Origin of the sequence: Rhizobium sp. BK098 (assembly GCF_014193155.1) — a bacterium.
Taxonomy (GTDB): domain Bacteria; phylum Pseudomonadota; class Alphaproteobacteria; order Rhizobiales; family Rhizobiaceae; genus Rhizobium.
In genome coordinates this window covers 85,671-110,269 of sequence record NZ_JACHYY010000001.1, presented here as the reverse complement: position 1 = coordinate 110,269, position 24,599 = coordinate 85,671, and the positions used below count along the sequence as shown (strand labels likewise).

Annotated in this window: 24 protein-coding genes and 1 pseudogene; 11 read left to right on the top strand and 14 right to left on the bottom strand. The window is 59.4% G+C overall.

All coding sequences use genetic code 11. The features are described from left to right. Positions 1–6 precede the first annotated feature (6 nt). Complete coding sequence (locus FHT73_RS00520) at positions 7–1,257, bottom strand: sarcosine oxidase subunit beta family protein (protein WP_015340853.1); 1,251 nt, start codon at positions 1,255–1,257, stop codon at positions 7–9. A 327-nt stretch (positions 1,258–1,584) separates the two neighbouring features. On the opposite strand from FHT73_RS00520, the gene cysQ reads away from it, so the two are divergent. The 3 genes from cysQ to FHT73_RS00505 all read left to right on the top strand — a co-directional run bounded on the left by cysQ (position 1,585) and on the right by FHT73_RS00505 (position 3,478). Continuing rightward, positions 1,585–2,379, top strand: a complete 795-nt coding sequence (gene cysQ / locus FHT73_RS00515; RefSeq protein ID WP_183709255.1) for a 3'(2'),5'-bisphosphate nucleotidase CysQ — start codon at positions 1,585–1,587, stop codon at positions 2,377–2,379. A 301-nt stretch (positions 2,380–2,680) separates the two neighbouring features. Further along, positions 2,681–2,956, top strand: a complete 276-nt coding sequence (locus FHT73_RS00510; RefSeq protein WP_004107124.1) for a DUF1153 domain-containing protein — start codon at positions 2,681–2,683, stop codon at positions 2,954–2,956. A 240-nt stretch (positions 2,957–3,196) separates the two neighbouring features. Next, a complete protein-coding gene (locus FHT73_RS00505; protein WP_112334929.1) occupies positions 3,197–3,478 on the top strand; it encodes a GNAT family N-acetyltransferase in 282 nt (93 codons plus the stop codon). A 188-nt stretch (positions 3,479–3,666) separates the two neighbouring features. Here FHT73_RS00505 and FHT73_RS00500 read toward each other — a convergent pair whose 3' ends face one another. Then, positions 3,667–4,023 (bottom strand): flagellar export protein FliJ, encoded by a 357-nt coding sequence (locus FHT73_RS00500; protein ID WP_075851407.1) that lies wholly within the window; start codon positions 4,021–4,023, stop codon positions 3,667–3,669. Positions 4,024–4,464: 441 nt separating this feature from the next. Here FHT73_RS00500 and ctrA point away from each other — a divergent pair, with 441 nt between their 5' ends. Beyond that, positions 4,465–5,166, top strand: a complete 702-nt coding sequence (ctrA, locus tag FHT73_RS00495) for a cell cycle two-component system response regulator CtrA (RefSeq protein ID WP_069611718.1) — start codon at positions 4,465–4,467, stop codon at positions 5,164–5,166. Between the two features lie 135 nt (positions 5,167–5,301). Here ctrA and FHT73_RS00490 read toward each other — a convergent pair whose 3' ends face one another. After that, complete coding sequence (locus FHT73_RS00490) at positions 5,302–5,664, bottom strand: response regulator (protein ID WP_112334930.1); 363 nt, start codon at positions 5,662–5,664, stop codon at positions 5,302–5,304. Positions 5,665–5,865: 201 nt separating this feature from the next. Further along, the gene (locus FHT73_RS00485; protein ID WP_183709253.1) at positions 5,866–6,522 is read right to left on the bottom strand and encodes a histidine phosphotransferase family protein; all 657 of its coding nucleotides are present in this window, start codon (positions 6,520–6,522) and stop codon (positions 5,866–5,868) included. 301 nt (positions 6,523–6,823) lie between these two features. Between FHT73_RS00485 and FHT73_RS00480 the strand changes: the two genes are divergently transcribed. Together FHT73_RS00480 and FHT73_RS00475 are read left to right on the top strand one after the other, a co-directional pair. After that, positions 6,824–7,435 (top strand): EipA family protein, encoded by a 612-nt coding sequence (locus FHT73_RS00480; RefSeq protein ID WP_112334931.1) that lies wholly within the window; start codon positions 6,824–6,826, stop codon positions 7,433–7,435. 186 nt (positions 7,436–7,621) lie between these two features. Next, complete coding sequence (locus FHT73_RS00475; RefSeq protein ID WP_183709249.1) at positions 7,622–8,833, top strand: hypothetical protein; 1,212 nt, start codon at positions 7,622–7,624, stop codon at positions 8,831–8,833. Between the two features lie 121 nt (positions 8,834–8,954). Here the strand turns inward: FHT73_RS00475 and FHT73_RS00470 are convergent, their stop codons facing one another. Both FHT73_RS00470 and FHT73_RS00465 read right to left on the bottom strand, forming a co-directional pair. Further along, positions 8,955–9,785, bottom strand: coding sequence for an RNA methyltransferase (locus FHT73_RS00470; RefSeq protein ID WP_183710110.1), 831 nt, complete (start codon positions 9,783–9,785; stop codon positions 8,955–8,957). A 10-nt stretch (positions 9,786–9,795) separates the two neighbouring features. Continuing rightward, positions 9,796–10,173, bottom strand: a complete 378-nt coding sequence (locus FHT73_RS00465) for a hypothetical protein (protein WP_183709247.1) — start codon at positions 10,171–10,173, stop codon at positions 9,796–9,798. A gap of 49 nt (positions 10,174–10,222) precedes the next feature. Between FHT73_RS00465 and FHT73_RS00460 the strand changes: the two genes are divergently transcribed. Further along, the gene (locus FHT73_RS00460; RefSeq protein ID WP_183709245.1) at positions 10,223–11,248 is read left to right on the top strand and encodes an RluA family pseudouridine synthase; all 1,026 of its coding nucleotides are present in this window, start codon (positions 10,223–10,225) and stop codon (positions 11,246–11,248) included. Between the two features lie 366 nt (positions 11,249–11,614). Next, the gene (gene rpoH / locus FHT73_RS00455) at positions 11,615–12,523 is read left to right on the top strand and encodes an RNA polymerase sigma factor RpoH (RefSeq protein ID WP_015340865.1); all 909 of its coding nucleotides are present in this window, start codon (positions 11,615–11,617) and stop codon (positions 12,521–12,523) included. Positions 12,524–12,607: 84 nt separating this feature from the next. On the opposite strand, the gene FHT73_RS00450 is transcribed toward rpoH, so the two are convergent. The 3 genes from FHT73_RS00450 to FHT73_RS00440 all read right to left on the bottom strand — a co-directional run bounded on the left by FHT73_RS00450 (position 12,608) and on the right by FHT73_RS00440 (position 17,472). Then, positions 12,608–14,986 carry a hypothetical protein gene (locus FHT73_RS00450; RefSeq protein WP_183709244.1) on the bottom strand — a complete coding sequence of 793 codons (2,379 nt, stop codon included), beginning with the start codon at positions 14,984–14,986 and terminating at the stop codon, positions 12,608–12,610. A 61-nt stretch (positions 14,987–15,047) separates the two neighbouring features. Next, on the bottom strand, positions 15,048–16,343 hold the full coding sequence (locus FHT73_RS00445) for an adenylosuccinate synthase (RefSeq protein ID WP_015340867.1): 1,296 nt from the start codon (positions 16,341–16,343) through the stop codon (positions 15,048–15,050). 271 nt (positions 16,344–16,614) lie between these two features. Next, positions 16,615–17,472, bottom strand: a complete 858-nt coding sequence (locus tag FHT73_RS00440) for a GNAT family N-acetyltransferase (RefSeq protein ID WP_183709243.1) — start codon at positions 17,470–17,472, stop codon at positions 16,615–16,617. A gap of 322 nt (positions 17,473–17,794) precedes the next feature. On the opposite strand from FHT73_RS00440, the gene FHT73_RS00435 reads away from it, so the two are divergent. The 3 genes from FHT73_RS00435 to FHT73_RS00425 all read left to right on the top strand — a co-directional run bounded on the left by FHT73_RS00435 (position 17,795) and on the right by FHT73_RS00425 (position 20,972). After that, positions 17,795–19,117 carry a UDP-glucose/GDP-mannose dehydrogenase family protein gene (locus tag FHT73_RS00435; RefSeq protein WP_183709241.1) on the top strand — a complete coding sequence of 441 codons (1,323 nt, stop codon included), beginning with the start codon at positions 17,795–17,797 and terminating at the stop codon, positions 19,115–19,117. Positions 19,118–19,188: 71 nt separating this feature from the next. Then, positions 19,189–20,193, top strand: coding sequence for an NAD-dependent epimerase (locus FHT73_RS00430; protein WP_183709239.1), 1,005 nt, complete (start codon positions 19,189–19,191; stop codon positions 20,191–20,193). Positions 20,194–20,198: 5 nt separating this feature from the next. Then, complete coding sequence (locus FHT73_RS00425; protein WP_183710107.1) at positions 20,199–20,972, top strand: alpha/beta hydrolase; 774 nt, start codon at positions 20,199–20,201, stop codon at positions 20,970–20,972. A gap of 12 nt (positions 20,973–20,984) precedes the next feature. Here FHT73_RS00425 and rutF read toward each other — a convergent pair whose 3' ends face one another. The 5 genes and pseudogenes from rutF to FHT73_RS00400 all read right to left on the bottom strand — a co-directional run bounded on the left by rutF (position 20,985) and on the right by FHT73_RS00400 (position 24,412). Then, positions 20,985–21,518: an NADH-dependent FMN reductase RutF gene (rutF, locus tag FHT73_RS00420; RefSeq protein WP_246712035.1), complete on the bottom strand. Its 534-nt coding sequence runs from the start codon at positions 21,516–21,518 to the stop codon at positions 20,985–20,987. A gap of 186 nt (positions 21,519–21,704) precedes the next feature. Further along, the gene (locus FHT73_RS00415) at positions 21,705–22,433 is read right to left on the bottom strand and encodes a class I SAM-dependent methyltransferase (protein ID WP_183709235.1); all 729 of its coding nucleotides are present in this window, start codon (positions 22,431–22,433) and stop codon (positions 21,705–21,707) included. Between the two features lie 126 nt (positions 22,434–22,559). Then, positions 22,560–23,065, bottom strand: a pseudogene (locus FHT73_RS00410) (VOC family protein). Then, positions 23,065–23,454 (bottom strand): RidA family protein, encoded by a 390-nt coding sequence (locus FHT73_RS00405; protein ID WP_112415422.1) that lies wholly within the window; start codon positions 23,452–23,454, stop codon positions 23,065–23,067. The pseudogene FHT73_RS00410 and the gene FHT73_RS00405 overlap by 1 nt, the downstream one beginning before the upstream one ends. 61 nt (positions 23,455–23,515) lie before the next feature. After that, positions 23,516–24,412 (bottom strand): DMT family transporter, encoded by an 897-nt coding sequence (locus FHT73_RS00400; protein ID WP_183709234.1) that lies wholly within the window; start codon positions 24,410–24,412, stop codon positions 23,516–23,518. Between the last annotated feature and the right edge of the window lie 187 nt (positions 24,413–24,599).

The window sequence follows — 24,599 nt, the reverse complement described above, 5'->3', positions numbered from 1 at the left end:
TGTGCCTCAATGCAGGTTCGGCTGCGGACCCTTGCCGCCTTCGTCGATCGCAAAGCCGCGCTCGAAGCGGTCAAGACGCAGAAGGCGGCTGACATCGTGGCTTTCGCCCTTGGCAATCAGATGCGCGAAGCAGAAGCCCGAGGCCGGCGTCGCTTTGAAGCCGCCATAGTTCCAGCCGCAGTTCAGATAAAGATTTTCGATGGGCGTGCGATCGATGATCGGCGAACCGTCCATGCTCATATCCATGACGCCGCCCCAGGTACGCAGCACGCGCACGCGCGACAGGCCGGGAATGAGCGCCACCCCCTCCTCCATCGTGTGCTCGACGGTGGCGAGGTTTCCACGCTGGGCGTAGGAGCTGTAATAGTCGATATCGGCGCCGAAGACCAAGCCGCCCTTGTCGGATTGCGAGATATAGAAGTGGCCGGCACCGTAGGTGATGACGTTGTCGATGACAGGCTTCAACCCTTCGGAAACGAAGGCCTGCAGCACATGCGTTTCGATCGGCAGTTCCAGATCGGCCATATTGCCGAGGATCGACGTGTGGCCGGCAGCCGCAAGCGCCAGCTTGTTGCAGCCGATGAAGCCGCGATTGGTCTCGACGCCGGTGACGATGCCGTTTTCGCGGCGGATGCCGATCACCTCGCATTGCTGGATGAGATCGACGCCGCGGCTGTCGGCGCCGCGTGCATAACCCCAGGCGACCGCATCGTGCCGCGCCGTACCGCCGCGCCGCTGCAGGAGGCCTCCGAGGATCGGGAAGCGCGCATGGTCGAAGTTGAGGTAAGGCATCATCCGGCGGACCTGCTCGCGGTTGAGCAGTTCCGCATCGACGCCGTGCATGCGCATGGCATTGCCGCGCCGGGCATAGGCATCGCGCTGGCCATCGGAATGGAACAGGTTGACGATACCGCGCTGGGACACCATGGCATTGTAATTGAAATCCTGCTCCAGCCCTTCCCAGAGCTTCATCGAAAACTCGTAGAAGGGTTCGTTGCCGGGTAGCAGATAGTTGGAGCGGATGATCGTCGTGTTGCGGCCGACATTGCCGGAGCCGATGTAGCTCTTTTCCAGCACGGCGACATTGGTAATGCCGAATTCCTTGGCGAGGTAATAGGCCGTTGCCAGCCCATGCCCGCCGCCGCCGACGATGATCACGTCATAATGTGGTTTCGGCTCCGGCGTCCGCCACACCGGCTGCCAATGGCGATTGCCTGAAAACGCCTGTTTTAGAAGCTGATAAGCCGAATAACGCATGCATTCATCCCGATACTACCGGCGGCACATTCGCATATGCAATAAAAACGACAAGACCCGAAAGTACGAAAAAGCTTCGCAAACAGAACATGTTCTTTTCCGAATGCGCAGTGATGGACGGTGTCTGCTCTGAGAGGAATGCACTGCCAACCCGCGAAAAAGCCTGCATGTGAAACCCGCCACATGGAGCGCTGTTGCTAAGCCCTGGCGCAAGCGCTAAGGCAAACAAGCCGGCACATCGGAAATCTAAACTTCGCAATCGCAACTTCCTATATATAATGTCCGGAGAATTCAGGCGCGGATCGCGCGCGGAAGACGAAGAAGCACATGCTTGCAACATTTGAAAAGGCAGCGCTCGAAGCAGGAAAGGCCATTCTGGAGGTCTATCGTGCCGGCTATGCTGTTGCCTTGAAGCAGGACATGAGCCCCGTCACTCTGGCCGACGAACGCGCCGAAAACATCATCCTCAGGCACCTCGAACGCGATTTCCCCCATATCCCCGCCATTGCCGAGGAGCAGGTTGCCGCCGGCAAGATTCCGGACGTACGCGGCCGCGCCTTCTTTCTGGTGGACCCGCTCGACGGCACCAGGGAATTCATCGAACATCGTGACGAGTTCACCGTCAACATCGCCTATGTCGAGGATGGCATCCCCATCATCGGCATCGTCTACGCGCCGGCGCTCGGTGTCGCTTTTACCGGCGAGCCCGGCCGTGCCCGCAAACTGATCGTCGACGAGCAATTTTCCATTGCCGACCGCCTGACCATCGCCGTGCGCGAACCTCCGGCCAAGCTGACCGCGCTCGCCAGCCGCTGCAACAGCAACGCCAAGACCGAAGGCTTCCTCACGGACAATGCGGTTTCCGGCTGCACATCGATCGGTTCGTCGCTGAAATTCTGCCTCCTCGCCGAGGGCAAGGCCGATGTCTATCCGCGCTTCGGCCGGACCATGGAATGGGATACGGCAGCCGGCGATGCCGTGCTGCGGGCGGCGGGCGGCAAGACGGTCACGATCGAAGGCCGCCTTTTGACCTACGGTAAGACTAACCAGAGCGAGGATGCCGATTTCGCCAATCCGCACTTCATCTGCTGGGGCGGACAGAAGCACAGCGTCTCGGCGTAAGTTTATTTTTGCAAGTAAAAACAGTTCTGGGGCCCGCTTCCGAGCCGGAGAACAGTAGAGCGCCTGCCGAGATTTCGGCCTAAAAGCGTAAGTTTTCACTGACGAAAAATCATAGAGTAAATGCAATTTCCCCTGAAATAACAGGGACTTTTGCCCATTTTGCTCAGGCGAAACATACGCAAATCAGCACTTCGCCACATTGATTAAAATTATTAGCAAAGTCTTACCATGTGCTTAGGCAATTTTTAAATGTGGCAAGCTAGAGTGCCACACGTGGTCTTGAGTGTGTGTAGAGAGTCCAATGACCGAAATGATACGTCCCCGAGTGAAGTATGTCATCGGCCCCGATGGCAGCCCGCTGACGATAGCAGACCTTCCGCCGCCGAATACGCGCCGCTGGGTCATTCGTCGTAAGGCAGAGGTTGTCGCCGCCGTGCGTGGTGGTCTGCTGAGCTTGGAAGAAGCCTGCGAACGTTATACGTTGACCGTCGAAGAGTTCCTCTCCTGGCAGTCGTCCATCAATACCCATGGCCTCGCTGGCCTCCGGACGACCCGCATACAGCAGTATCGCCACTGACAGCAGCGACAGCACCACCTTTATTCTATTTGTGTTCGGGCCTCTTTTGTTGCGAAAGAGGCCCGAATTATTTGTTGAAGTGCCGCCCCTAGCGTCCAGGCCGCGGAGCGCTATGGGCTCGCCGGATCCGTATTTCCGACATCGACTTAAACGAAGACGATCCGTTAACAATCTCGAAGGTTGGCAGATGTCGGAGCACATGCAATCCTTATTGCATAAGACGCAACAAGGGAGAAAATCATGGATATCCGCAACGAAAACAACGCATCCGGCGGCCGTTATGTCGCAACCGTCGAAGGCCATGAGGCGGAGATGACGTTTTCCCGCACATCTGCGAAGCTGATCATTATCGACCATACCGGCGTACCGGATGCTCTGCGTGGCAAGGGCGTCGGCCAGGCGCTCGCGCTTCACGCCGTTGAGGAAGCGCGGAGCGGCGGCTGGAAGATCATCCCGCTCTGCCCCTTCTTCAAGGCTCAGGCACAACGCCATGAAGATTGGCGCGACGTCGTCAATCTCTGAGGCACGGGCAATAATCCGTCCAATCGGCCGTATTACTCCTCAAAATGCAAAAGCTGCGCATGGCCGGCCCCGTCACGGCCAGTCATGCGCAGCTTTCAGTACCGCCGCTATACCTTTCACATTCCGAAGATGGACCCTGCACCCCAACACCTTGATGCTTGATCCGAAGGAGCGACGGAATTGCTATCTCAGGCGCGTGCCCGCGCCGGACCCGAACCATCACGCTCTTCGAGCGCAGCGGCCTTGGCATATTCGGCCTGCATTTCCTCGAGCGAATTTTCCAGCGCCTCTTCCTGAACCTGCAGTTCCCGGATCGATACCTGCAGATTGTCCGCACGCTGGCGGGCAGCCTTGGCAAAGGTCGGGTAGGCAAAATGGCTCGGATCGGAAATGCCGGACTTCTTCTCCTCGACGACGATCTGGCTTTCCAGCTCCTTCGTCATACGGTCAAATTCCGCCATCATCATCTGCAGCTGCTGCAGCTGACGGCGTTTTTCGTTCACCTGAAACTCTTTCAGGCGAACAAGGCTCTCACGTGACTTCATACGCATTACTCCCGTGATGCGAGACCCCGGCTCTCGATATTCCCGTCCGCCGAACCGCTTTGAGACGGCTTGGTTAAAAAAATTTCCAGCGATCTTAATAAAAGCCTACCGCTGGTAACCTTTCGTTTACGGGCATCGTTAATGATAGGCGTAATGATTTAAGGCTCGGTAAATGGTGTGGTCGGAATTCGACATGTCGGCATTGGTGAGTCAGATGAATCACTTGGCGTTAGTTGTTAATGCGATACTTTAGGAGTCGATTTTACTGATTGTCGTTGGAAAACAGTGCAATGGAAAAATTATTTAATAAATTCGATACGACTTGCCAGAGTGAATCAGAATTTGTTAACCATTACATGGCAGCTTCCAAATCAAGCAGTGATTTGATCGGTATCGCGTTAAGGGGCTGACGACCTTTCGGCGGCGGTAAAGGGGACAATTATGCGGGTTCTACTCATTGAAGACGATAGCGCGACAGCGCAGAGCATCGAGCTGATGCTCAAATCCGAAAGTTTCAACGTCTATACCACCGATCTCGGTGAGGAAGGCGTGGATCTCGGAAAGCTCTACGACTACGACATTATTCTTCTTGATCTCAATCTTCCCGATATGTCTGGCTACGAAGTGCTGCGCACGCTGCGCCTCTCGAAGGTCAAGACGCCGATCCTCATCCTCTCCGGCATGGCCGGCATCGAGGACAAGGTTCGCGGCCTCGGCTTCGGCGCCGACGACTACATGACCAAGCCATTCCATAAGGATGAACTGGTCGCCCGTATTCACGCCATCGTCCGCCGCTCCAAGGGCCATGCCCAGTCGGTGATCATGACTGGCGAACTCATCGTCAACCTCGACGCCAAGACCGTCGAAGTCGGCGGCCAGCGCGTGCATCTGACCGGCAAGGAATATCAGATGCTGGAGCTGCTCTCGCTGCGCAAGGGCACGACGCTCACCAAGGAAATGTTCCTCAACCACCTTTATGGCGGTATGGACGAGCCGGAACTGAAGATCATCGACGTCTTCATCTGCAAGCTCCGCAAGAAGCTCGCAAACGCCGCCGGCGGCGCCAACTACATCGAAACCGTTTGGGGCCGCGGCTATGTGCTGCGCGAGCCCGACAGTAGCGATTTCGCCGAAAGCGCCTGAGCCGCCTCCCCGCCTTTACTGCCGACACACAGAAATCCCGCCTCTTCAGGCGGGATTTTTATTGGCTTCAATGGAGCGCAAAATAATAGCCGCCTCGAAGGGCGACTATCCTTGTTTCGATGTGTCTCGTTGAAATCAGGCGGCAGCGGCGCGATTGCCGAAGATGGCCGTGAGAATCTTGCGATCGAAGGGCTTCAGCAGAAAATCCGTCGCACCCGCGCGCTTCCCGGCCATCAGCTTGCGAAGATCGGCCTCGATTACGCAGTAATAGATCTTCACATCCTTGCCATCAGGCATGGCGCGGATGCTGGCGATGAGCTCAAGCGCCCCTTCCATGCCGGCATCGACGATCAGATAGTCAGGCATTTCGGCCTGGCAGCGCATCAGCGCTTCGCGCGCGTCTCCGGCTTCGCTCACGAGAAAATCCAGCTCGGACAAAATTCGTTTGCCGACCTTGCGTACGACATCCGACGTGTCCGTTATCATGAACCGTTGCATGTGTGAGCTCCCTGGCACCAGCCGCCATCATCGATGTCGGCTTCAAATTGAAACGATAGGAGCAGCAAGCTAAGGATTCGTTACCGTTACATTATCAATTGCACGAACAACCTCAAGATTGCACAGAATTTTCGATACACGAAATAATAAACCCGCAGCCGATGACCGACTGCGGGCGAAAACGTCGATGGATCGACCCGCTTATTGCGCGGGTTGAGCAGCCATGGTCGCAACGAAGGTCAGTTCCTCCGGCGTCGCATTGTAGGAAAGTTCCATGCCGCTCTCCTCGGCAAGAAGCACCGTGTAGTAGGGCTGGATCGAATGTGCGTCGACCGCCTCCTCCAGCGTGCCGGAGCAAATCTCGGCGAATTTCGGCGGCACGCGCATCAGCCGGCCCTTAACGGCGATCGTGAACTTGGCATCGAACTCGGGATTTTCGAGTGTCACCTCGATATTGCCGCCGCGCGGAATGGCGCCATAGGCAACCAGGAAGAGATTGAGCAGCAGCTTCACGCGGTTCTTGGCGATGATTGCACGCGGGCCGATCCAGGTGACCTCGGTCTTCTTCTCGGCCGCGGCGAAATCCTTGGCGGCCCGTTCCGCTTCGCCGGTGTCGATCGAGGCGCCGACCGAACCGGAGGCACCGAAGGCAAGGCGGGCGAATTTGAGCCGGACGGATGCGTTGAGCGCACTGGTGCGGATCAGATCCATCGCGTCGGCGTCGGCACCACCCTCGTCGAGCAGCTCCAGGCCATTGTTGATCGCCCCGACCGGCGAGATCACATCATGGCAGACGCGGCTGCAAAGCAGCGCGGCCAGATCCGGTCCGGTCAGAGCGAGATTGGGATTTTTCGACATTCATTGTCTCCTGAATGCTGACAGGGCAAAGCGAATAGGTCCACCTTGCCACGGTAAGGTTGCTCGAGGGTTTCGCAGCCAGTGTACCGCGCGCCATAATGACACCATATTTGGTAAACCGATTGTTAAGACCATCGACGCAAAATGCATTCATCACCATCAGACTTTTTCGCACGCGAATCGTCCGGCGATGGAGGGGTGGAAAGTCTGAGATAAGGGGTGCGCAGTGCTTGGCGCAATTTTTCGAATGCGTCGTGCTTACCTTGCCCCGACTACCGACCATGATGAACGGAAGACTTCCATGCGCTATGAAATCCTGAAGAGAATGCCAAGCCCCGGCACCAGAACGCTCGGCCTCGGCCTGATTCTGGCTATTGTCGCATTCGTGAGTTTCGCGTTGCCGGTCCGTCAGGCTGCGGCCGCGCCCACCAATCAGTATTCGGCCCAGGAAATCGTCGATGCCGGCCACTCCTTCTTCGGCTCCACCAGCGGCGGCCTTGCAAAGGTGGTCGAGCGGGCCTTCCAGCAATATGGCCTGCCAAACGGCTACATCCTTGGCCAGGAAGGCTCAGGCGCGTTCCTGGCTGGCCTCACCTATGGCGAAGGCCAGTTGAACACGAAAAATGCCGGCGAGCATCCGCTCTACTGGCAGGGACCTTCGCTCGGCTTCGACTATGGCGGCCAGGGCACCCGCGTCATGATGCTGGTCTACGATCTGCCGAGCATCAACAGCGTTTATACGCGCTTCGGCGGCGTCAGCGGCCAGGCCTTCGTGGTTGCCGGCTTTGGCATGACGGTCCTCAAGAACAACAATATCGTGCTCGTTCCGATCCGTACCGGCCTTGGCGCACGCCTCGGCATCAACATGGGTTATCTGAAGGTCACGCCGAACCCGACCTGGAATCCTTTCTGAACCGATCTCTGATACGATCTCCCAAGCAGCGCACGCCTTGGCCCGCTTCAGTTGCGGGCCTTTTCTTTCCGTAAATTCGTCCCCGCGCCGATAAACCATATCCGCGTTAAATGCTTGCCCGCATGGCTAACCCATGATTAATCATTTTACCAAGATCGAACATAACTCCAGGATACTGGCTGCGTCGTGATTCAATTTGCTCTCTTGTTCGGATTGGGCTTTCTGACGGCCGCTCTACTGGTCTTTCTCATAGCGCCGGCAATCCATCGTCGCATCGTCTGGTTCACCGAGAAACGTCTGAAGGCGACCATGCCCTTGAGCCCGCAGGAAGTGCGCGCGCAGAAGGACATGGCACGCGCGCTTTTCGCGGCCGAAAACGCGCGGACAGAACATGCTCTGACGCAGGAACGCGATAAGACCGTTGCGCTGCAGATTCAGAACGGCAAGCTTCAGCAGGAAGCAAGCCGTCTTTCCGCCGCAGGCTCGGAGTTGCAGACCCGCATCGACGATCTGGAGGTGGAGGCAGGCGAACTGCGCTCGCGCCTGCGCCATGAAGAGAGCTATATCAGTCAGCTGAAATCGAGCATCCACGCCGCCGAACAGGCCAGCGCCGAGAAAGAAGCGGATATCGACAGCTTGCGCAAACGGATGACGAAAATGGGTGCCGATGCCGATAATCTCAGGATCGATCTGGCAGCCCGCGAAACCGAAATCGAGAGCCTGAAGCTGCGCATCAACACATTGCGCGACGAGCGCGATACGTTGCGTCAGGATCTGAATGCGGCAAACCTGCGCGCTACGGATGCCGAACAATCGCTGCGTCAGGAAAGTGACAAGAACAAGCGTCTCGAAGAACGACTCAACCGCGAGATCGCCGGCAATGCCGACAAGGAAACCGCGATCGAGCGCCACGCGCAGGACGTCGTCCGCCTCAGGGAGCGGCTGGAAGCAGCCATCAAGGAATCGAAGGAAGCCGGCAAGGCGCTGCGTTCCGCCGGCCTCGCGCCGCTGAGGAAGACGGCAAAAACACCGAAACTCGCTGCCGCATCGATAGTCGAGAGCAAAGCAGATGAGCAGCGTGCCATAACCGAGCCGCCGCAGGCAATGGAACCGGAACGAACAGTGGAAGATGAAATCGCTCTGATGACAGAAGAGGTTCGCAACCGAGCCGCCGCCTTGTCGGACCGCCTGCTGAAAGCCCGCACGCCGGCCCATGACGATGCCATGCGCGAGGAAATCGCCAAGATCGCCGCCAACATGGTCGCCCTGACGGCGCTCAAGGAAGGAGATGGCTCGCCGATCGTCAATCTGCTGCCCAAGGATCGGGAGCCCGCCGAACCCGGCGCCCGCATCAGCCTCGCCGACCGCGTCGCCGCCATACTGCCGAAGCACCCCTGAGCTCTGGAGCAGTTCCAGCAAAAGTGCGAAGCGGTTTTGCGTCCGGAACTGCGTAAAAACAAGAAGATAGAGCGTTTTCGCGATTCGAAGAAAAGCGGAAATGCTCTAAAGAGCAACCTGCTCAGATGCGCCCGCTCTTCGCGGCCATCTCGAAAAGGGCGATACCACTCGCCGTTGCGACATTGAGGCTATCCAATCCCGGCGCCTGCGGAATCCGCACGCTGCCGAAAGCGGAGAGAATGATTTCGGGCAAGCCCTCCCCTTCCGTGCCGACCACGAGCGCCATGCGCTCCGAAGCGGGGACATCGCGAATGTCCGAGGAGCCGCGCGGCGACAGGCCCCAGATTGCAAACCCGCGCTCGGTGAGCGCAGCAAGCAATTCGGCCGCGCTTGATTGCCGCCGATAGGGCACGGTGAGGATCGAGCCGACCGAAACCCGCAAAGCCTTGCGATAGAGCGGATCGCAACAGCTTTCGTCCAGCAGCACGGCAGCGGCGCCGAAGGCTGCGGCATTGCGGAACATCGAGCCCATATTGTCATGATTGGAAATGCCGCAGCCGACGAGCACGAGCGATTGCTTTGGAAGGCGATCGAATAGACCGCTCATCCCATCTTCCGCTGTTCTACGCCCCAGCGCCAGAACACCGCGATGGAGATGGAAGCCGACAATACCGTCGAGTACCTCAGCTTCGGCGACATAGATCGGGACATCCGCTGGGAAGGTGTCGATGATATCGCTGAGGCCAGCTACGCGGTTTTTGAGCAACAGCACTTTCTCAGCGAGGAAATCCCCGGCCGCCGCATGCACGTCTGCAAGAAGCCGCAGCACGACGGTCCCTTCCGCTATGAAGCGGTTCTCTCGACCCGTCAGATCGCGTTCGCGGATATTGCGGAATTCGGCGATACGCGGATCGTCGGGATGCCTAATCTCGATCAGCCGCTCACTCGCCATCATGAAGCCGTCAGTTGGATAGCGATATGGTCGCCACGGTGCGGCCGATACCGTAATCGAAGACGATGGCCTGGCGCTGGCCGCTGGCAAGCGTGCCGTAGAACAGCACCTGATTGCCCGACAGCGCCGTGGACTGCACCGTAAAGCCCGCCGGCAATAGAGCCGTCACAGCAAGCGGGGCATCGGACGGGATGCCCGTCGCCGCCTGGCCCGCAGGCTTGGCCGCCGGTTTCATCGTCTTGTAGACAACGGCGCCGAAGACAGCCATAAGGCTCACCACCATGACGGCCGCAGAGACGATCTGCAGGCGGATCATCTTGCGTCGGACTTTCTCCAGGGCCGGATCGAGGGGCTTTTCCTCTTGATCGTCTGGCTCGAGATTCGTCATCGATGCGTCCTTGCTTACAGTAGAGCGCTTTGTGCGCCGGAGAATATGTTTGAGCGACCCCTTTAAAGAAGCCGCGGACAATAGAAAAGTCCTAACCGCCGATGAAAATGCTGAAGGACGGCTCGATTCCTGGCTGACGGCCGAGATCGGCGAGGAATTTTCCCGCAGCCGCGTGCAAGGACTCATCAAGGAGGGCGCCGTTACGCTCAAGGGCGCTGCGGTGACAGATGCCAAACGCAAGGTGCGCCCCGGCGACGTCTACGAGATCACGCTGCCCGAGCCGGAAGATCCGACGCCGCAGGGCGAAGATATCCCGCTCGACGTGCTCTACGAGGATGACGATGTCATCGTCATCTCCAAGCCGGCAGGGTTGGTTGTTCATCCCGGCGCAGGCAATTGGACCGGAACATTGGTCAACGCGCTGATCCATCATTGCGGCAACAGCCTTTCCGGCATCGGCGGCGTCCGCCGCCCGGGCATCGTTCATAGGCTGGACAAGGATACGACCGGTGTCATGGTCGTCGCCAAGAATGACGTGGCTCACCGACATCTCTCTTTACAATTTGCCGATCACGGCCGCACGACTTCGCTCGAGCGTGCCTATCAGGCAATCGTCTGGGGACGCCCTCGCCAACTCGTCGGCACCATCGATGCCCCTCTCGGCCGGTCAAGCAGCGACCGCACGCGCCGCGCCGTCAAGCGCCCGGATTCGCAGGATGCCGACGAGGCGATCACGCATTACGAGGTGCTGGAGCGCTTTCACGAGACACCGGACGCGACCGCGCTTGCCTCACTGATCGAATGCCATCTGGAAACCGGCCGAACGCACCAGATCCGTGTGCATATGGCGCATATCGGCCACCCGCTGCTCGGCGATGCCGTTTACGGCGGTGGCTTCAAGACCAAGGCCAATCTCCTGCCGGAAGCCGCAAAACAGGCCGTCCATCGCTTCACGCGCCAGGCGCTCCATGCCTACATGCTGCAATTCGAGCATCCCCGTACCGGCGAAGTCATGCATTTCGAGGCACCTTTGCCTGAGGATCTGGAAGAACTGGCGGCGGCGCTCAGAGGATAGGCGCCGAACATCACAATGACTGGACGCCCGCCCCCTTCCGCCCTATAATATCGCGTATGAAGGACCGATGTCCGAGCGCCTGTGCTGACCGAAAACGCGACTGCGTTTGGGAGGTCGACATGGTCATGCCGCATGGCGCTGGATTGTTCGGGAGGATAATCCCAAGGGCGATGTTCCGGCGAGACCTTCGGTCACGCCGAGATAACACTTGCGTGACCACATCCTTGAATCACCGTTTTGCCGTACTTATCTTTACATTGGTTAAGTGCGGGGTCCCAGGACCCGTACGCCTTGGTCCGCTTCGCAGAAGGCGCTCAAAATACGCCCCCAGAAGGAACCAAATCTCGAATAGGAGGGTGCAAGATCATGGCCCGTAATACCTTACCGTCCATCGCTGCCGGAGAAGCCGGCCTCAATCGTTATCTCGACGAGATCCGCAAGTTCCCGATGCTGGAGCCGCAGGAAGAGTATATGCTCGCCAAGCGCTACGCGGAACATGCCGACCGTCAGGCTGCACATAAGCTCGTTACCAGCCATCTGCGCCTTGTGGCGAAGATTGCTATGGGCTATCGCGGCTATGGCCTGCCGATCGGCGAAGTCGTGTCTGAAGGCAATGTCGGCCTGATGCAGGCCGTCAAGAAGTTCGACCCGGAACGCGGTTTCCGTTTGGCAACCTATGCCATGTGGTGGATCAAGGCCTCGATCCAGGAGTATATCCTGCGCTCGTGGTCGCTGGTGAAGATGGGCACGACGGCCAACCAGAAGCGCCTGTTCTTCAACCTGCGCCGCCTGAAGGGCCGCATCCAGGCCATCGATGACGGCGATTTGAAGCCGGAGCATGTCACCGAGATCGCCACCAAGCTGAACGTCTCGGAGGAAGAGGTCGTTTCGATGAACCGCCGCCTGTCCGGCGACGCTTCGCTGAACGCACCGATCAAGGCTTCCGAAGGTGATTCCGGCCAGTGGCAGGATTGGCTCGTCGATGATCACGACAGCCAGGAAGACGTGCTGATCGAACAGGACGAGCTCGATACCCGCCGCCGCATGCTGGCGCGCGCCATGGGCGTGCTGAACGACCGTGAACGCCGGATCTTCGAGGCACGCCGCCTCGCCGAGGAACCGGTAACGCTGGAGGACCTGTCGTCCGAGTTCGACATTAGCCGCGAACGCGTGCGCCAGATCGAGGTTCGCGCCTTCGAAAAGGTGCAGGAAGCCGTCCAGAAGGATGCGCTAGAACGTGCCAAGGCCCTGCGCGTTGTCGAAGCAACTGCGTAACGTTTCCTTCACAGAAGATTTTGACCGATAAAAGAAAGGCGGGCCAAAAGCCTGCCTTTTCCATATCCATAGATGTCCGCTGGCTTACTGGCCGCTCGAGGCGACGCCGCCAAGCGCCTGCCACTCCGAAATCGCCTTGTTGAAGGCATCCGTTCCGGTCGGGCCTTTTTCCATGGTCAACAGCGCCCGGCGACCGTTACGATAGACCACTGGAATATCGATCCAGTTGCGGCTCTTCAACAGATCGAGATTGGTCTTGCGCGCATCCGGGAAATCGTTGAGCGCCACCATATAGACATCGTCGGTAACCTTGGCCGGAACCGCGATCAACGCATCGCCGCGATCCTGCTCGGTCGCCTTCAGTGCGACGCGCTGAACGTTGTCGATCGCGCCGCCTTCGAAATTCGGCGGCACCTGGAAGGCAAGCTCGATCAGATGGCTCGCCGGCAGCGAGGAATCCGAGTTCCGCGAAACTGTGATCGTCGCGGTCAGGCCGCGATCCGGAACGGTAATGAGACCCTGCACCGAAGGCTCCGGTCGGCCGTCGGCCCCCTTGCCTTCCTGCAGCGACCAGCTGACCGTGCCCTGGAAGGCCGTGGGCGACGTCTGGCCGAGGCGCTCCTCATAGAGGAAAACCTTCTGTCCGTCGGTTGCCGGAGCCGTCTGCTGAGTCACGGGCGGCGGCTGGTTGGCGGCCGCCTGTTGCTGCTGGTTGGCGGCAGGTGCCTGCTGATCCGTAGAGGCAGATGGCGTATTCGACGTGGCGGTTGCGGGCGCCTGGGTCTGTGGAGCAGCCGCGCCGGCATTGTTGGCGGCCGGCGGCGTTGCCGTGGCGGCAGGTGCCGCAGAGGCAACATTCTGTTCAGCGACGGACTTGCCTTCAACGAGGCCGGGCTGCCCGGTTGGAGCGGGACCTTTATCCTCTTCGGTACCATTCGCCAGGAGACGCTGCGTGAACTTCGTATTGACCGTATTCGGATCGCTGGCCAATGCTGCGGCACCCGGCTGCTGAGCGGCCGTATTGGTCTGCTGGGGCGCGGTCGTCGGCTGGGCAGGGGCTGCAGCATTGCCGTTGTTCGGCGTATTGCTGCCGGCCGTATCCGACGTCGAGGGTGCCGTCGCATTCTTCGGTGCGGAACTGACGAGCTTCGTCGCCATATTGTTGAGTGCGTCCCGGTTCAGCCAAGCTGCGTAGCCACCGCCTCCAACGACGGCAAGACCGACGAGCGTGACGATGATACCGGTAACATTGATCCGGCGACGCTTCGGTTCCATGCGGAAGCTGCGGCCCTGCAGCTTCGCCGCCATCGCCTGATCGAGATCGGGCGGAACGGCGGAGCCATCGCCACGGTCGTCTTCAGCGCGTTTGTCGAAGCCGGCAAGCTCCTTGAGTTCGCGCCAGCCGTCATTGTTTGCATCGGCTTCGGACGCCGCTTTCCTGGACGGATGCACATCCGCAAAGAGATCGACATCATCGAAGGCATTTTCGGGCATTTGCCGAGCTGGCTGCTGCGCGGGCTTGGAAACCGCCGATGCCGGCTGCATTTCCTCGAAAACATCCGCGTCCCAGGTAAAGCCCGTGTTGACGGCGGGTGCCTTGGAATTGACCGACCCTTCGACCGGTTGGCCAAAGGGCGCTTCCGTGAAAGCTGCGGCCGGCATGACCGGGTCGGTATGACGGGCCGTCGCCGGTTCGGGCGCAGTGTTGGAGGCAGGCGCATCCACTTCGGCCCAGATCTGCTCGACCTGGCTTATGACATCGTCAACCTGCCTTGGCGGCACATGCGGCGCGGTTGCTGCAGCGACTGCCGGCGCTTCTTCCACATGGTGCAGCTCCGCATGCTGTTGCGGCTCTTCCCAATGTCTCTGCGTCTCCTCATGGTAAACCGGCTCAGGGGCCGGTTCCTCGTGAGCCTCGGCATGATGTTCAGCGCCGACATGCTCGGCGGCCGGAGCAAAAGGCTCGTCTGACGGCTGCGGCTCGCTCCACTCCTCAATGGACTCGTGTTCCTGCGCATGACCCTCTTCGACGTGCGCGGCCGGCGCCTCATAAGCCGGCTCTTCCTCGATCGGAGCAACAGCGTCCGGCTCCTCATGGGCATGAACCTCGGCCGGTGCCGGCGCAGGCTCTTCCTCATGCGGCTCGGCATGGACTTTCTCAGGCTCATGATGGTCGTGAGCGGGCTCGGAAGCGACCTCTTCATGCGGCGCGGACGCTTCCGCAACCGACGGCTCCTCGCTGCCCGGCAAAGCCTCGGCATGTTCGGCCTCGACCTCGACGATGGCTGCCTCAAGCTTGTCGAGCTGGCGACGCAGCATTTCCTCGGGCGGGCGCGGCTTCATGCTCTCGAGCTGCCGTTGCACGGCACCACGAGCTCGATCGTAAACCTTGACCCGCATTTCGGGAGTATTGTCCGTCAGGCCGTCAACGGCCCGTCGAATAACTGCTACAAAATCCGCCATCAGTACTTTCTCATGATGCCCGGTGTGCAGCCGGGCCGGGATTCGTCATAGATGCGCAACTCTAGCCCTCAAAGGGGTCGGTCACAAGTATGGTGTCCTCGCGCTCCGGACTGGTTGAAAGCAGCGCCACAGGCGCGCCGATCAGCTCTTCCACCTGACGCACATATTTGATCGCCTGCGCCGGCAGATCGGCCCACTTGCGGGCGCCGACAGTCGATTCCTTCCAGCCCTCGAGCGTGATGTAGACCGGCTCGACGCGGGCTTGCGCTGCCTGGCTTGCCGGCAGATAATCGATTTCCTTGCCGTCCAGCTTGTAACCGACGCAGATCTTCAGCTCGTCCAGACCGTCGAGCACGTCGAGTTTGGTAAGCGCAATGCCGGTAATACCGGAAGTCTTGACGGTCTGGCGCACCAGTACGGCATCGAACCAACCGCAGCGGCGCGGACGGCCGGTATTGACGCCCACTTCGCGGCCGACGGTCGACAGATGCTTGCCGATCTCGTCATGCAATTCGCAAGGGAAAGGCCCCTCGCCGACGCGGGTCGTATAGGCTTTGGTGATACCAAGCACATAGCCGAGCGCCGTCGGGCCGAGGCCCGAGCCGGCAGCGGCCTGACCGGCGACCGTGTTGGACGAGGTCACGAACGGATAGGTGCCGTGATCATTGTCCAGGAGAGCGCCCTGCGCTCCTTCGAAAAGGATGCGGGCACCAGCCTTGCGCTGCTCGTCGAGCAAGCGCCAGACCTGATCGATATAGGGAAGAATATGCTCCGTAACGGAGCTCAGTTCCTCGTGCAGGGCGTCAAAGGAGATTTCGTCGACGCCCATGCCGCGGCGCAGCGCGTTGTGATGCGTCAGCAGCCGGTCGATCTTGGCAGGCAGCGTTTCCGGTTCGGCAAGGTCGATGACGCGAATGGCGCGGCGGCCGACCTTGTCCTCATAGGCCGGGCCAATGCCGCGGCGCGTCGTGCCGATCTTCGTACCGCTATTGGAAGCAGCGTCTTCGCGCATGGCATCGAGATCGCGGTGTAGCGACAGGATCAGCGGCGCGTTCTCGGCGATACGCAGCACGTCGGGGGTAACGGCAACGCCCTGGGCGCGCAGCTTTTCGACCTCGGCGACGAAATGATGGGGATCGACGACCACGCCGTTGCCGATGACGCTGAGCTTGCCGCGCACGAGCCCGGAGGGCAGCAACGCAAGCTTGTAGCTGACACCATCGACAACAAGCGTATGACCGGCATTATGACCGCCCTGAAAGCGTACAATCACATCGGCGCGTTCCGAAAGCCAGTCGACAATCTTGCCCTTGCCTTCGTCACCCCATTGCGAGCCGATCACTACAACATTCGTCATTTATCCAATCCCGCTTCCTGCGCGCGGCGGCGCGCCTTGCTCAAACCCGCGCATCTATAAAGCTTTGTTTTTGGGAAAGCGACCCTGTTGTCTCAGGAGATTCGGCTTTTTGCATGACGAATCAGCGCCTCCAACAGGATTTTTCCCCTGTCGCAGTTCCGATGGCCTTTCAACGGCCCTCTCCGAAGGCGATCCCTGCTCATCAAAACTCGGCTTGACCGCTAGGGCAACGCCATCGTTAAGGCCTCGCACGGCGCTGGATCAAGAGCAGCTAACCAAGCTCAAGCGTGGTGACGCCGAAGACGCGATCGAGCGGGATTTCCGGTGCTTTGCCGCGATACATGCGCGCCGTCTCAAATACCGGAGACAGACCGCAATCTTCCGCAAGCCTGATCGCCTGCACATTATCGACCGGCACATCAAGAGAGACCGACTGCCCATTGGTCTTGGCAAGCAGTTTGCTCATCAATGCAAGCGCGACCTCCGGCTTGTTGGCAAACAGCGGACCGATCTTGTAACCCTCGAAACAGCGGCGGATCGTGCCGTAACCGCGAACCCTGCTACCACCACCGACGATGAATGATGCCCGTCTTTGGGGAGCGCCGCACCAGGCCCGGATGAAGGAGTGACGCAAGCCGGGGAAAATTTCAGCATCATAGTGCACCAGCGCCTCGAGCTTGCCGTCCGCGACAGGCATCACCTGCCTTGCCTGCGCTTCATCCACCTCAGGTACTTTGGGGATACCGCCATAGCGCAGCGTCCGATAAGCCATCTCGAAACCGTGCCGCCGGTAATTTTCCTGTTGTGCGACGACCCCATCCAGCCCGACGACGCGATTGCCGGCAAGCGTCATGCCCTTGTTCCAGAGCTGCTTGCCATATCCCCGCCCGCGAAACTCGGGATGAAGCATATAAAGACCGAGGAAAGCGAAAGCCTCGCCATAGCGGACGACGGATATGCAACCGACGGGAACCTCGCCGATGGCGCCGATCAGAAAGCCGGCCGGGTCCGCCTCCCAGAAGGCCTGTGCATCGTCAATGCCGGGATTCCAGCCTTCTTGCCGAGCCCATTCCAGAGCAAGCTCCAGCTCGCCAGCCCGCATTGTCCGCACGGCAAAAGTCGATTTCATGCAAAAGTCCCGAACCGCCCATATATCGCCGCCGCCCTGCCGCACGACCGCACCCAATTCATCATGTGGCAACATGCTGCCAATCACAAGCAATAGGCTATCATAGATTTAAAGTGCAAAGGCTTCGTTTCACTTGAAAAACAAGATGATCGCGCATGCCGGAGGTCGACGAAGCTTCCGTGACACTTTCTGTTGCAATCCTCTTAAAGCCGGCATCGCATATAGGCGTCGCTCGCGATCCTGTGTATATACGCAGATGATCGCCCATGCCGCCGTTGCATTTCAACGCGACGCCCGGCGCCAGCAAAAGGATTGAAGTTTCATGCGCATCACGATGATCGGCTCAGGTTATGTGGGGCTTGTATCGGGTGTCTGCTTTGCCGATTTTGGACACGATGTCATTTGCGTCGACAAGGACGCCAACAAGATCGACGCGCTGCAACGCGGCGAGATACCGATCTTCGAGCCGGGCCTCGAACAGCTCGTTGCCGACAATGTGCGAGCCGGCCGCCTCTCCTTCACTACTGATGTAGAGACGAGCGTTGCCGCAAGCGATGTCGTCTTCATTGCGGTCGGCACCCCTTCCCGGCGCGGCGACGGCCATGCCGACCTCTCCTATGTCTATGCCGCTGCTCGCGAAATTGCCGAGCACGTCAAGGACTTCACCGTCATCGTCACCAAGTCGACCGTACCGGTCGGCACCGGCGACGAAGTCGAGCGCATCGTGCGCGAAACCAATCCCAGCGCCGATGTCGCCGTTGTCTCCAATCCGGAATTCCTGCGCGAAGGTGCGGCCATCGAGGATTTCAAGCGTCCCGACCGCATCGTCATCGGCCTCAACGACGAACGCGCCCGCGGCGTCATGACCGAAGTCTACCGGCCGCTATACCTCAACCAGGCGCCGCTGCTCTTTACCTCTCGCCGCACGTCGGAGCTGATCAAATACGCCGCCAACGCCTTCCTTGCCATGAAGATCACCTTCATCAACGAGATGGCCGATCTCTGCGAGAAGGTCGGCGCCAATGTGCAGGAAGTCTCGCGCGGCATCGGCCTAGACGGCCGCATCGGCTCGAAATTCCTGCATGCAGGCCCGGGCTACGGCGGCTCCTGCTTCCCGAAAGATACGCTGGCGCTCGCCAAGACGGCGCAGGATTACGACAGCCCCGTGCGCCTGATCGAAACGACCGTGTCGATCAACGACAACCGCAAGCGCGCCATGGGCCGCAAGGTGATCGCGGCCATGGGCGGCGACATCAGGGGCAAGGCGATAGCGGTCCTCGGTCTGACGTTCAAGCCGAATACCGACGACATGCGTGACAGCCCGGCCATCTCGATCATCCAGACGCTGCAGGATGCCGGCGCCACGGTGACTGGCTACGATCCCGAAGGCATGGAGAATGCCCGCCAGGTGATCGACAACATCGCCTATGCTGAGGATGCCTATAGCGCCGCACGCGGCGCCGATGCGCTCGTCATCGTGACGGAATGGAACCAGTTCCGCGCGCTGGATTTTGCCCGGCTCAAATCCATCATGAAGGCTCCGGTCCTCGTCGACCTCAGAAACATCTATCGCCGTGACGAGGTCGCAAAGCACGGCTTTGCCTATACAAGCGTCGGCAGACCCTCGAGCGACGACACACTTTAGAGTGTCTGCGCATTCCGAACGGAAAACCCCTACGCACCTTTCCTCGAAATGCTTTAAGCAAAGGCCGATCAATGCGTTATCTCATCACCGGCACCGCCGGCTTTATCGGATTCCACCTTGCCAGGCGCCTGCTTGACGAGGGACATTTTGTCGTCGGTTTCGACGGCATGACGCCCTACTATGACGTCAAGCTCAAAGAAAAGCGTACAGCCATTCTCGCCCGCTCCAACGGCTTCAAGGCCGTCACTGGCATGCTGGAAGACAAGGCAGCGCTGGATCGCGCCGCCGAACTCGCCGAACCTGATGTGATCGTCCATCTCGCCGCACAGGCCGGCGTACGCTATAGCCTCGAAAATCCGCGTTCCTACGTCGATTCCAATCTTGTCGGTTCGTTCAACATCCTGGAATTGGCGAGAAACCTGCAGCCGAAGCACCTGCTGCTTGCCTCCACCTCGTCGGTCTATGGCGCCAACGAAAAGATTCCCTTTGCCGAAAGCGACAAGGCCGACGAGCAGATGACGATCTATGCAGCGACCAAGAAGAGCATGGAGCTGATGGCGCACAGCTACGCCCATCTCTTCAACATACCAACGACCGCTTTCCGCTTCTTCACGGTTTACGGCCCCTGGGGGCGCCCGGACATGGCGCTGTTCAAATTCGTCGATGCCATCCGCAACGACAGGCCGATCGAAATCTACGGCGAAGGCAAGATGAGCCGCGATTTCACCTATATCGACGATCTCGTTGAAGGCATCGTGCGTCTCATTGGCGTCGTGCCGTCGGAGGAAAACCGCGTCTTATCGGAAACGGTCATCGACACCCTGTCGAAGAACGCTCCCTTCCGCGTCGTCAATATCGGCGGCGGCCAGCCCGTCGGGCTGATGAGCTTCGTCGAAACCATCGAGACGATGCTCGGCAAGAAGGCGATACGCAAGATGCTGCCCATGCAACCCGGCGACGTACACAATACCTATGCCGTCCCGGATCTGCTGGTGGCGCTGACCGGCTTCAGGCCGCAGATCGAAGTCGATGAAGGCGTGAAGCGCTTCGTCGAGTGGTATCAGGAAAACTATTGAGCGAAATGGCAGGCATCGTCGAAACGGAACACTGGATCGAAATCCCCGGCAGGCGCCTCTATGCCAAATCATGGACACCGCATGCCGAGACCTTCCTGCCGCCGATCATCCTGTTTCATGATTCCCTCGGATGCATCGCGCTCTGGAGGGATTTTCCACAACAGCTCGCTCTTTCCCTCAACCGTCAGGTGATCGCCTATGATCGCTTAGGCTTCGGTCGCTCCGATGCTCGCATCGACGTTCTGCAGCAGAATTTCGTGGCCCTGGAGGCCGAGCAGGCCGTTCCGTTGCTATGCGAGCAGTTTTCCGTTCAAGAGTTCGTTGCCTGCGGGCATAGCGTCGGCGGCGGCATGGCGGTGGAAGCAGGAGCACGTTTTAGCGACCGCTGCCAGGCCGTCATCACCATCGCAGCGCAGGCTTTCGTGGAAGAGAGAACCCTGCAAGGCATCAGGATCGCACAGCAGAATTTCAGATTCACCGAGACCTTCGCCCGGCTTGAAAAATATCACGGCGGTAAGACCGATTGGGTGCTGCATGCATGGATCGATACGTGGCTTACTCCCGAACGTGCCGGCTGGTCGCTCGATCCGGCCCTCGAAAAACTCCGTTGCCCGGTGCTTGCCATTCACGGCGAGCGTGACGAGTATGGCTCCGAGGCTCATCCCCACCGGATCGCGGCCGGACGCGGCCCGGTCCACATCATGCGGGATACCGGACACGTGCCGCATCGCGAGCACCCTGCCCTGGTCATAAAGGCCATTGAAGAATTTCTGGCATGACTAGTCGAACGCTTATTCGGCCCGGCCTGCGGGATGATAGGCGCGGTCGAAATAGATAAGCCCCTGCCCCTCATCACGTTGACGGATAGCATCGACTTCACAGAGCAGAATATCATGCGTTCCGCCGTCGGCTTGGCGGACGATGCGGCAATCGAAGGAGACAAGAGCATCCTCAAGCACCGGCGCGCCTGTCGATAGTTCCGACCAGGAGGCACCGGCGAAGCGTTCGGCAACCGGGGTCTTGCCGCCGAAAAGCCGCGACAGGTCCTGATGCGCTTCCGACAGCACGTTGACGCAGAGCACGCCGTTTTGCGTGACGGCGGGATGAACGGAAGCGCCACGATTGAGGCAAACGAGCAGGGTCGGCGGGTTATCGGTAACGCTGCAGACGGCGGTCGCCGCAAAGCCGGCGATGCCCGCGGGTCCATTGGTCGTGACAATGTTCACTGCCGCTGCCATCCGCGCCATGGCATTGCGAAACTCGATGCGCGCAATGTCGGGATCGGCGACAGGCACCGCCTTCTCGATTGCCACGGAAGTTTTCATGTTCATCGCACTCTTCCTTAACTCGCGCAGACAGCCTCACATTATCGATGGGGAGCATGCGCCTCAAGAAACGACATTTTGCGGAAGTAGCCCTTCGCGAGCAATTAATTTTCTATAAAATCTATCAACAAAAAGAAAAACAGATCGCCTCGGGCTTCTACGCTGCGACGGCATGCTGGGGATGCCTCAGGTCCGAGTGGAAATCAGGAGAAACATCGGCCGCTCGCGCTCGATTGCCCATTCCGGATGGGCTGCAAGATCCTTATCGCTCGGCGACCATTCTTCGACATGGGCAATGATGAAGCCGGACTCGATCAACAGGTTGAGCGTCGTACCCATGGTGCGATGCTGCTTGACGACGCCCTCAGCCAGCCAGTTCGTCACCCGTGGTCCTTCGATCTGATAGGCACTGAGCGGCCAGATTTTGCCGCCGTCGGAGTCATCGAGCCATTCCGGCCGCCGGGGCGCCATATAGATCGGATGCTCGATTGAAAAGATCAGCCGACCACCCGGCTTCAGCGCCTGACGGATCGTCGTCAGCAGTCCGGCAAAGCCTTCGATATAATGGAAGGCGAGTGAACTGTAGACGAGATCGAAGCTCGCTTTCGGAAGCTGAAGTTGCTCCAGGTCAACGCGATCGTAGCGAACCCGCGCATCCTCCGTTTCCGCCCGCGCACGTTCCAGCATTTTTTCCGAGACATCGAACCCCAATACACTGGCCGCCCCCTGCTCGGCCGCCCAACGGCAGAACCAGCCGAAACCGCAGCCGAGATCCACGACATCGAGACCCTTCATGTCCGGCATCAAGGCACGGATGGCCGGCCATTCAGCCGCACCCGCCAGCCCGTCGATGGATCGCTGTAGGCGACTATAGCCTTCGAAAAAGCCCGGATTGTCGTAGATATTCTGCGTCATGTTGGTCTTCCACGCTTCTGCGCGCCCTGGAACTGGCAGTATCGCAGGTATAGCTCGTATCCTCTTCGCTTAGACCATAAGCAAGCCGACGAAAAGCCAGTTAAAGGGAGGTCCCGCCTGTACCGGTCAAGCCGCCGGCTTTGGCCGCGATAGCCACTGTGAATAGGGCTTTACGCCGAAATCCGGATCGGCCGCCTCTTCAAGCACATGGATGAATTCGATCGAATGTCCGTCGGGATCCGAAAATATTGCGAGACGGCCGGCATCCAACCGACAACGACCGGCTCATCGAGCGGCTCGCCATTGAAACCCTTCGGCTGAACACCATGAGCCTTCAATGCAGCGGCGGAGCCGATTACATCGGTGAGAGACGTTCTGAACGCGATATGGAGACGCATCTTGAGAGGGGAGCTGCCTGTTTCCCAAAGGCCGAGCATGCCCATCCGTTTATCGTCGATCCAGAGAAAAGCAACATTCCTGCTCTCGATGACCGTCCCGACTTCGAGCTTCAGGACATCGCGATAGAAGGCAATCGAGCGCTGGAGATTGGCAACCGTCAGATGCGTCTCGTAAAGTCCTAGAATGCGGGGGATTGACGGGTCGGCCAAATGCTCAGGATGACCGGCCGTCATCACATCACCTTCGCCGCCGTAACCTCGACCTCGACCAGAAACTCGGACCGCGTAAACCCGCCGACGATCAGCAGCGTGGAGACCGGTGCGGGATTTTGGACATAGCGATCGCGCACGGCCATGTAGGCAGGAAAATCCTCGCGCGTAGTCACGAAGCCACCGATGCGGATGACGTCGGCAAAACCCATGCCAGCCTCCTCAAGGATAGCCCCGATCGCCTTGAAACATAGTTCGGCCTGGCCGGTAACGTCAGCCGGAATGCGATCGTCGATACCGATGCCAAGCTGGCCGGAGGTGACCAGCATGCTGGCACCGGGCGGCACCAGTAGGCCGTGATTGTAATTGCCGAAAGGGCGGCGGACAGATGCGGGATTGAAGACCTTTTTCATCGATTCCGACTCCTGATGACCGTGCCGATACCAGCATTTTATGATGAAAGGGGCAAGTCGGTCAGTGGGCCTGAGCCGATGTCACTGCTCGATTCCGCCGCACTTCCAACAGGATATGTCCGAAAAGCGCTGCAAGCACGATCGGCCCGCCGATGAGCGTCGCCGTCGAAGGGCGCTCGGCAAAAATCATCCAGACCCAGAGGGGCGTCAGCGGCACTTCGAGCGCTGTCAGCAGGGCGGCATCCGACGCCGGAACCAGCCGCGAGCCGAAGGTATAGAGGCTGAGGCCCATGGCGTTCTGGATAATGCCGAAGGCGATGATCAGTCCGAGATCCTGTCCGGAGATCGAAAGCGGCGAGGCGAACCAGAAGGTGATGGAGGAACACAACCAGGCGGAAAGCGCCATGGCAGGCAGCATCGGCACATTGCGATGCTGGCGCATGACGACGGCAAGACAGGCGACGGTCAGCGTCATGACGGCGGCAAGCCCCTTGCCGAGCCAGCTGCCGCCATCACTTGCATGGCCGGAAAGCATGACGAGCACGCCGATGAAGGCAACGCCACTGGCAATCAGCGTCCTCGAATTCGGCCGCTCGCGGATGAAGACAAAGGCGACCCCCGCGGTGACAAAGGGCACGGTCGCATAGATGACCATGGCATCGGCGACCGACGTATAATAGATCGAGCCGATGCCGCTGATCATCGACGCGGTGGAAAAAATCGTGGCGGCCAAGGAAGGGCCGCGCATGGAGCGCAGGATGCGAAAGGCGTTGCGGCGCTCGATATAGAAGAACAGCGCGAAAACGCCGAGGCCGGAGACGATGCCGCGGCAGAACAGAATGGTCATGAGATCGGCATGGATCGCCCGAACGAAAAGGCCCGATGTCGACCAGGCAAGCGCCGAAAGGGCCACATAAATCACACCGAGCCTGTATTGTTGCTGTTCCGCCAGCGTCACGATGGAATCCCCCCGCCCTATAGTGGCAGAGCATTAGCGGGCGGGCATGATACCCACAAGCAAAGCTTGCGCCGCTGAAGCTCGCGGATGCCGGAAGATGGAAAGGGTTGCAGGAAGGTCACGCGACACGTTGCCGCGGATGGTCGAGGGAGCGCCTTCTCGCCGTTGCTATTGGCAAGATCACATT

What these genes read in the sequence shown, in the direction of transcription:
- FHT73_RS00520 (WP_015340853.1), bottom strand. Translation starts at nt 1,257, where the DNA reads ATGCGTTATTCGGCTTATCAGCTTCTAAAACAGGCGTTTTCAGGCAAT.
- cysQ (WP_183709255.1), top strand. Translation starts at nt 1,585, where the DNA reads ATGCTTGCAACATTTGAAAAGGCAGCGCTCGAAGCAGGAAAGGCCATT.
- FHT73_RS00510 (WP_004107124.1), top strand. Translation starts at nt 2,681, where the DNA reads ATGACCGAAATGATACGTCCCCGAGTGAAGTATGTCATCGGCCCCGAT.
- FHT73_RS00505 (WP_112334929.1), top strand. Translation starts at nt 3,197, where the DNA reads ATGGATATCCGCAACGAAAACAACGCATCCGGCGGCCGTTATGTCGCA.
- FHT73_RS00500 (WP_075851407.1), bottom strand. Translation starts at nt 4,023, where the DNA reads ATGAAGTCACGTGAGAGCCTTGTTCGCCTGAAAGAGTTTCAGGTGAAC.
- ctrA (WP_069611718.1), top strand. Translation starts at nt 4,465, where the DNA reads ATGCGGGTTCTACTCATTGAAGACGATAGCGCGACAGCGCAGAGCATC.
- FHT73_RS00490 (WP_112334930.1), bottom strand. Translation starts at nt 5,664, where the DNA reads ATGCAACGGTTCATGATAACGGACACGTCGGATGTCGTACGCAAGGTC.
- FHT73_RS00485 (WP_183709253.1), bottom strand. Translation starts at nt 6,522, where the DNA reads ATGTCGAAAAATCCCAATCTCGCTCTGACCGGACCGGATCTGGCCGCG.
- FHT73_RS00480 (WP_112334931.1), top strand. Translation starts at nt 6,824, where the DNA reads ATGCGCTATGAAATCCTGAAGAGAATGCCAAGCCCCGGCACCAGAACG.
- FHT73_RS00470 (WP_183710110.1), bottom strand. Translation starts at nt 9,785, where the DNA reads ATGGCGAGTGAGCGGCTGATCGAGATTAGGCATCCCGACGATCCGCGT.
- FHT73_RS00465 (WP_183709247.1), bottom strand. Translation starts at nt 10,173, where the DNA reads ATGACGAATCTCGAGCCAGACGATCAAGAGGAAAAGCCCCTCGATCCG.
- rpoH (WP_015340865.1), top strand. Translation starts at nt 11,615, where the DNA reads ATGGCCCGTAATACCTTACCGTCCATCGCTGCCGGAGAAGCCGGCCTC.
- FHT73_RS00450 (WP_183709244.1), bottom strand. Translation starts at nt 14,986, where the DNA reads ATGGCGGATTTTGTAGCAGTTATTCGACGGGCCGTTGACGGCCTGACG.
- FHT73_RS00445 (WP_015340867.1), bottom strand. Translation starts at nt 16,343, where the DNA reads ATGACGAATGTTGTAGTGATCGGCTCGCAATGGGGTGACGAAGGCAAG.
- FHT73_RS00440 (WP_183709243.1), bottom strand. Translation starts at nt 17,472, where the DNA reads ATGAAATCGACTTTTGCCGTGCGGACAATGCGGGCTGGCGAGCTGGAG.
- FHT73_RS00435 (WP_183709241.1), top strand. Translation starts at nt 17,795, where the DNA reads ATGCGCATCACGATGATCGGCTCAGGTTATGTGGGGCTTGTATCGGGT.
- FHT73_RS00430 (WP_183709239.1), top strand. Translation starts at nt 19,189, where the DNA reads ATGCGTTATCTCATCACCGGCACCGCCGGCTTTATCGGATTCCACCTT.
- FHT73_RS00425 (WP_183710107.1), top strand. Translation starts at nt 20,199, where the DNA reads ATGGCAGGCATCGTCGAAACGGAACACTGGATCGAAATCCCCGGCAGG.
- rutF (WP_246712035.1), bottom strand. Translation starts at nt 21,518, where the DNA reads ATGAAAACTTCCGTGGCAATCGAGAAGGCGGTGCCTGTCGCCGATCCC.
- FHT73_RS00415 (WP_183709235.1), bottom strand. Translation starts at nt 22,433, where the DNA reads ATGACGCAGAATATCTACGACAATCCGGGCTTTTTCGAAGGCTATAGT.
- FHT73_RS00405 (WP_112415422.1), bottom strand. Translation starts at nt 23,454, where the DNA reads ATGAAAAAGGTCTTCAATCCCGCATCTGTCCGCCGCCCTTTCGGCAAT.